4 protein-coding genes and 2 pseudogenes are annotated in these 4,725 nt (G+C 59.7%); 3 read left to right on the plus strand and 3 right to left on the minus strand.

The window, feature by feature from the left end; translation table 11 throughout:
* Positions 1 to 638 (minus strand): annotated as a pseudogene (odc2, locus tag PDO_RS09965) (ornithine/lysine decarboxylase); the annotation flags it as partial.
* A 560-nt stretch (positions 639 to 1,198) separates the two neighbouring features.
* Here odc2 and PDO_RS09970 point away from each other — a divergent pair.
* From PDO_RS09970 to PDO_RS09980, 3 genes and pseudogenes are all read left to right on the plus strand, one after another.
* Positions 1,199 to 2,092: a LysR family transcriptional regulator gene (locus PDO_RS09970; protein ID WP_007601221.1), complete on the plus strand. Its 894-nt coding sequence runs from the start codon at positions 1,199 to 1,201 to the stop codon at positions 2,090 to 2,092.
* A 117-nt stretch (positions 2,093 to 2,209) separates the two neighbouring features.
* Positions 2,210 to 2,853: pseudogene (locus PDO_RS09975) on the plus strand (DUF1007 family protein).
* Positions 2,847 to 3,974: a nickel/cobalt transporter gene (locus tag PDO_RS09980; RefSeq protein WP_007601222.1), complete on the plus strand. Its 1,128-nt coding sequence runs from the start codon at positions 2,847 to 2,849 to the stop codon at positions 3,972 to 3,974. Before PDO_RS09975 ends, PDO_RS09980 begins: the two are co-directional and overlap by 7 nt.
* A 3-nt stretch (positions 3,975 to 3,977) precedes the next feature.
* On the opposite strand, the gene PDO_RS09985 is transcribed toward PDO_RS09980, so the two are convergent.
* Both PDO_RS09985 and PDO_RS09990 read right to left on the minus strand, forming a co-directional pair.
* The gene (locus tag PDO_RS09985) at positions 3,978 to 4,199 is read right to left on the minus strand and encodes a hypothetical protein (RefSeq protein WP_007601224.1); all 222 of its coding nucleotides are present in this window, start codon (positions 4,197 to 4,199) and stop codon (positions 3,978 to 3,980) included.
* Positions 4,196 to 4,725 (minus strand): GNAT family N-acetyltransferase (locus PDO_RS09990; protein ID WP_007601231.1); only part of this gene is annotated, 530 nt, incomplete at its 5' end. The genes PDO_RS09985 and PDO_RS09990, both read right to left, overlap by 4 nt.

Genomic DNA, 4,725 nt, shown 5'->3' on the forward strand with positions numbered 1-4,725 from the left:
ATATTGACCATCTGCAGGACGATGCCCTGCTTGGCCAGCGAGTTGAACACGCGCTTGGCGTCTGCGAGAGCGCCGTCCCAGGCGTCGACCTTGGTCATCTGCGAACCGACATGGAAGGACACGCCGAAGGATTCGAGACCCAGCTGGTGCGCATAGACCAGAACATCGACGGCCATCTGCGGCACGCAGCCGAACTTGCGCGACAGCGGCCATTCGGCGCCTTCGCCATCGGTGAGGACACGGCAGAACACACGGGCGCCGGGGGCTGCACGGGAAAGCTTTTCGACTTCCTCATGGCTGTCGACCGCATAAAGATTGACGCCGAGCGCGAAGGCACGCGCAATGTCGCGCTCCTTCTTGATCGTGTTGCCGAACGAGATCCGGTCAGCCGATGCACCGGCATCGAGCGCCATTTGGATTTCGGCAACCGAAGCGCAGTCGAAGTTCGAGCCAAGCGAGGCGAGCAGCGACAGGATTTCCGGCGACGGATTTGCCTTCACGGCATAGTAGATCGCGCTGTCCGGCAGGGCGTGACGGAAGGCGCCGAAATTATCGCGCACGACGTCGAGATCAACCACGAGGCAGGGACCTTCGGGACGTCGGGTGTTGATGAAGTCGAGGATGCGGGCAGTGGTCATCGTTGTATTCCCTACAGTTCCAAGCTTCGGATAAATCCGAAGGACAAAGGGCATACGAGAATACACGACGGCATCAGTCGGTGGAGACACCGATGCCGTGCATACGCTCGACGCGCGAATTGTGAATCAACGCTCCGCCAAGAACATTGATCCGGCTTTGTCTGCCATGGATTGGAGGGTGGCCCCTACCGCACTTCCGGCAATGATGGTGTGCCTCTTCAGAATCCCCGGCTGATGGAAAGCCGGGAGAGAACAAAAAGGCCCGCACCGTCGTTGCTTCGTATGTCCTCGCATTTTCCGGTTGGCCGGAATAGCGACTGGAGGGGTTAGTTCCAGGTACCTTACCGATGACCTCACCTTAGGGATGAATCCCATTTCGAGGGTCGGCGGACACACACGGGCACGTGCGACTTTGGGCTGAACGGGAGATAAGAAACCCGGACGTCATAATCAAGCGGTTTTTCATCCCGAGCCCCATTTTTACTCGAAACACCGATATTTATTGAACAATCAGCCCTATGCGTTCACAATCCGGCTGAATTTGAGGGGGATTTGGCTTTATGGACACGCTGACGCGCATTCGCGCCTTTATCGATGTGGTTGAAGCGGAAGGTTTTTCCGCTGCGGCACGTAAGACCGGCCGGTCGAAGGCTCTGCTGTCCAAATATGTCCGTGAACTCGAAGATGAACTTGGCGCGCTGCTGCTCAACCGCACCACAAGACAGTTCTCGATGACCGAGGCCGGCCATACCTATTATCGCACGGCTGCCGATATCCTCAAGGAAATCGATAACTTGGCAGATCTGGTGCGCGAGAATAATGCCGACCTGAAGGGCAAGCTCAAGGTCACCCTGCCGCGAACCTTCATCGATGCGGAGGTCGGCCAGTCGCTGATCGATTTCGCCAAGGAGAACCCGGACCTCTCGCTTGAGATCGTCGCCGAAGACCGATTCGTCGATTTGATCGAAGAGGGATTCGATCTCGGCATCCGCATCACCAAGCTGGATGATTCGGCCATGATCGCCCGCAAGATCTCGGATTTCCGCGTCTATGCCTGCGCAACGCCTGAGTTTGTCGAAAAGTACGGACCGCTCGTCCACCCGTCGGAACTGTCGCGCATCCCCTATCTGATCGACACCAACACCCGCTCGCACAACAGTCTGCGGTTTATCGAATCCGATGGCAGCACGCTGACGGTCAATGTCAGCGGCCCGCTCGAGGTCAACAGCCCCCAGGCGACCCTGAGGGCGGCGCGCGCCGGTCTGGGCGTGGCGATGATCCCGGACTTCATCGCCCGTCCTTATATCCTCTCGGGCGAACTGGTGTCGCTGTTCGATGACTACATTGCCAAGGACCGCGGCATCTATGCCGTCTACCCGCATCGCCGCTACCTGCCGGCCAAGGTCCGTGCTTTCGTCGACTATCTGCATGCCTGGTTCAAGCGCAACGGCTGACCCGAACGAATTGGAATAAGACGGAGGGACCGTAGTCCCACTTCCGTCCCATTCGTCAGACAGAAAACGGCATCGAAGGCGGGCATATAAAAAGGGGCCGAAAAGAGTATGTACGCAATGAGGAAACGCCTCGGATTATACACGGGCTTGCTGGCGCTGATATCGGCCGCCCCTGCCCTGTCGCATCCGCATGTCTTTGCCGAGGCCAGACTGGAAATCATCGCCAACGACGATGGAACGGTCAAGGAACTACGCAATGTCTGGCGCTTCGACGATGCTTTTCCTCCAGCGTCCTGATGGATTTCGACACCAATAGCGACCTGAAGCTCGACCACTCCGAACTCGTCGAGATCGCCAACACGATCCGCGACTCGCTGGCCGACTATGGCTACTTCACCTTTATCAGCAAGGACGGTGCTGCAAGCCCCGTGTCCAAGCCGGACGTCTTTAATGTCGACTTCAAGGACAACCAGCTTCTCGTCTTCTTCGTCGCCAAACCCGCCCAACCCTTGAAGATCGGCGGAAAGATGAGCTTCGGCGTCCATGATCCGACGCTGTATACCGCGATCGATTTTGCCAAGGACGACGACATCCTCGTCGAGGGCAAAGGCTTCGCCGGTTGCAAGCACACGGTCGTGCGCCCGGACGCGGACGAAGTGCTGGCCCAGAACCAGAGTACGCTGACGGATGCCTTCTTCAATGATCCGGCTGGCACCGACATGGCCAAGCTGTTCGCCACACGGATGGAAGTGACATGCTGAGCAGGGTCGAGGCAAAACGCCTGACAGCGTTTGCGCTGCTTGCAACTTTGCTGGTGCTGACGGCAGGCTATGCCCACGCCGCGTCCCCTCTCGGTGTGGGAACGGCCGAACCCTCGTTCCAGCCAAGCGGTCCCTTCGCCGGCTGGCTCGTCTGGATCAACACCCATCAACAGGCCTTCTACCGCGCCCTGACCGGATCGTTGAAGGCGATGCGCGACGATCCATGGCAATTGACCGGTCTGGTCGGTCTGTCGTTTGCCTATGGTATTTTCCATGCCGCAGGTCCCGGCCATGGCAAAGCGGTGATCTCGTCCTATCTGCTTGCCAACGAAGTGGAATTGCGCCGCGGCATCGCCATCTCGTTCGCCTCGGCCTTCCTGCAGGCCGCCGTCGCGATCGGCGTCGTGGCCCTCGCCTATATCGCCCTGCGCGGTACGACGATCAGCATGACCGACGCCACCCAGACACTGGAGATCGGCAGTTATGTCATGATCATCCTGTTCGGCAGCTGGCTGCTGGTCCGCAAGTTGAGGACCTTGCTTCGCCAAGCGAGCCCCCTGTCATCAAGCGTCAGCGCCAATTTGTTCGACAGCCCGGTTGCCGCAACCGGCATCGAGAGTGGTGCCACAGCCAGCCTCTTTGCATCCGCAACAAGCAATGCACCGCGCGCCAAGGCAAGTTCGTCGCGCTTCCAGGCACAGGCAATCGCCCATGATCATGACGCCCTTGCCCCCGGCTCGGTCTGCGCCGAATGCGGCATTGCCCATGTTCCCGATCCGAAAATGCTGTCAGGCCAGCGCTTCGACCTGCGTGCCGCCTGGGCCGCCATCATCGCAGTCGGTCTGCGCCCCTGTTCGGGCGCCCTGCTGGTCATGACATTCGCGCTGTTGAACGGGCTCTATCTTGGCGGTGTCCTATCCGTGCTCGCCATGGCGCTCGGCACTGCGATCACCGTTTCGATCCTGGCAAGCCTGGCCGTCGGCGCAAAGGCGATGGCGATCCGCCTCTCCGGACCGCAATCGTCCAAGGCACACTATATCTCAGCTGCCATCGAGATCGGCGGCGCACTTGTGGTCATCCTGTTGGGAGCCATACTCCTGGCTGCGGCCCTGCAGCCGTAGCCTTCAGTCTTTTGTTGGGTGGCTGCGCTGGTAGCGGGCGCGCAGCCACAGCACCAGGAAGAAGGACATGATGCCGACTGTGCCGACAACGGCGGCCAGTGCCGGCGAATAATTGCCGATCCACAAAACGATAGTCGGCAAGCCGAGAAGTACGGCACCGAAACAAAGCAAGACCAGGGCTGCAGCAATGGCTGTAGAGCGGTCGTTGTTCTTCGCCTCACTCATGCCGGCACTCCCTGGCTGGTCTGGCCTTGGCCAATCTGGCCCTGGCTGATCTGGTTGCGAATGTCTTCAAGCCGGCGGATCTGCTGGCCGGCAACATCAAAGTTCTCCCGCGCAAGCCAAGCCTCGAATGCCGCCTTCACCAGCGGCCATTCGCCATCGATGATCGAATACCAGGCGGTGTCCCGGTTCTGGCCCTTGGACAGCATGTGCTGGCGGAAAATGCCCTCGAAGCTGAACCCGTAACGCTCGGCCGTCGTCTTGCTCGGCTGGTTTTCGTTGTTGCACTTCCACTCGTAGCGACGGTATCCGAGATCGTCGAAGACATGCCGCGCCATCAGATAATGCGCCTCCGTGGCGATCGGCGTGCGGCTCATCGCCGGGCCATGCGCCACACCGCCGACTTCGACCACGCCATTGGCCGGATCCGCGCGCATGTAGTTTGCCATGCCGACGATCTGGCCCGTCTTCTTGTCACGAAAAACTTGAGTGACCCAGCCGCCCTTGGTCTGCACGCCGGTCAGCCACG

Source organism: Rhizobium sp. PDO1-076, assembly GCF_000247475.1.
In the GTDB taxonomy this organism is placed as follows: Bacteria; Pseudomonadota; Alphaproteobacteria; order Rhizobiales; family Rhizobiaceae; genus Allorhizobium.

Bases quoted from the DNA above. Each gene is read 5' to 3' on its own strand.
- PDO_RS09970 (WP_007601221.1), top strand. From the start codon at position 1,199: ATGGACACGCTGACGCGCATTCGCGCCTTTATCGATGTGGTTGAAGCG.
- PDO_RS09980 (WP_007601222.1), top strand. From the start codon at position 2,847: ATGCTGAGCAGGGTCGAGGCAAAACGCCTGACAGCGTTTGCGCTGCTT.
- PDO_RS09985 (WP_007601224.1), bottom strand. From the start codon at position 4,199: ATGAGTGAGGCGAAGAACAACGACCGCTCTACAGCCATTGCTGCAGCC.